This is a genomic window from Limimaricola cinnabarinus (assembly GCF_002723615.1).
Classification (GTDB): Bacteria; Pseudomonadota; Alphaproteobacteria; order Rhodobacterales; family Rhodobacteraceae; genus Limimaricola; species Limimaricola cinnabarinus_B.
In genome coordinates, this window is the sequence record NZ_KZ305015.1 from 1 (window position 1) to 1,376 (window position 1,376).

A 1,376-nucleotide genomic window follows, 5' to 3' on the forward strand; every position below is an offset into this window, starting at 1 on the left:
AGATATGGGCAAAAGTTGGTGACGCTTGATCAGGCGGCCGCTTGAAGTTGGCGGAGCCCGTCGCGGAACTCAACCCCGTGGATGATCTCAGGCAGGCGGTTTTGGCCGTCAAGTCTGCGCCATTTCTTCTGCGCCGACATCATCAGCTTGAACGCCATGGCCAAGCCAGTTTTGCGGCTCAGGCACCCCTTGGTGCGTTTCGTGCGATGCCGGACCGTTGCGAAGGTGCTTTCGATCGGATTTGACGTCCGGATGTGCTTCCAGTGCTCGGCCGGGAAGTCATAGAAAGTCAGCAGTGAGTCCCGGTCCTTGACCAGCTTGGCGACCGCTTTGTCCCATTTCACACCATAGGTTTCGACGAAGAAATCGAAGGCGACGTTTGCTTCGGCCTTTGTCTCGGCCTGCCAGATGTCGTGCAGATGGCCTTTGGCCTTGGCTTGCACGGATTTCGGCATCGCGTTCAGCACGTTCATGGTCTTGTGGACCCAGCAACGCTGCTCCCGCGTCGTAGCGAACACTTCGCGCAGCGCAGTCCAGAAGCCCAGGGCGCCGTCGCCGATGGCCAACTTGGGGTCCTGTTTCAGGCCGCGCCGCTTGAGATCGAGCAGCAGCTCCCGCCAGCTTTGCGTGCTTTCGCGGAAGCCGTCGGTCATGGCCAGCAGCTCCTTGTGGCCATATTCATCGGCGCCCACGATCACCAGAACACACTGTTTCTCCTCAGCCATTCGCGGTTTGAAGTAAACTCCATCGGCCCAGATGTATAGAAACCGCCGCGAACCGAGGTCGCGTTTCTGCCAAGCCTCGTAGTCCTTCCACCAGTCGGCCTTCAGCCGCGTGATGGTCTTGGCGGACAGGCCTTTGGCATTCGGACCCAGCAGCGCCTCCAGTGCCTCCGTGAAATCGCCCGTGGAGACGCCCTTGAGGTAAAGCCACGGCAGCAGGTCTTCGACCGATTTCGCTTTCCGCAGATACCGTGGCAGGATGCTGGGCGTGAAGGTGATCCTGTCTTCGCCGGCACCCCGATCCCGCACGCGCGGCACCTTCACGGGCACCGGGCCAATGCCGGTCATCACCTCGCGTTCCGGCAGGTGACCATGCCGGACCAGGCGCGCCCGCCCATCCTCGAGCGTGTCCTTGGAAAACGCGGCCATGAGCGCAGCCAACTCGGCGTGGATCGCCTGCTCGATCAGCTTGCGCGCGCCCTCGCGAATGACATCGGTGAATGCGTCGGAGCCAAATCCCGATGGATCAGGCAGCTGGCTGATGGTATTCTCTTGCATGTGGCATATCCCTTTCTCGGCTGAGAACTGACGGCGTCTGAACACCGCCATGATATGCCGCCCCTCAGGGCATCACCAACTTTCGCGCGTTTCTCC

1 protein-coding gene is annotated in these 1,376 nt (G+C 60.9%); it reads right to left on the reverse strand.

Translation table 11 applies throughout. From position 1 onward, the window contains the following. Nucleotides 1-29: 29 nt before the first annotated feature. On the reverse strand, nucleotides 30-1,280 hold the full coding sequence (locus CJ301_RS18485; protein ID WP_099278784.1) for an IS256 family transposase: 1,251 nt from the start codon (nucleotides 1,278-1,280) through the stop codon (nucleotides 30-32). Nucleotides 1,281-1,376: the final 96 nt, after the last annotated feature.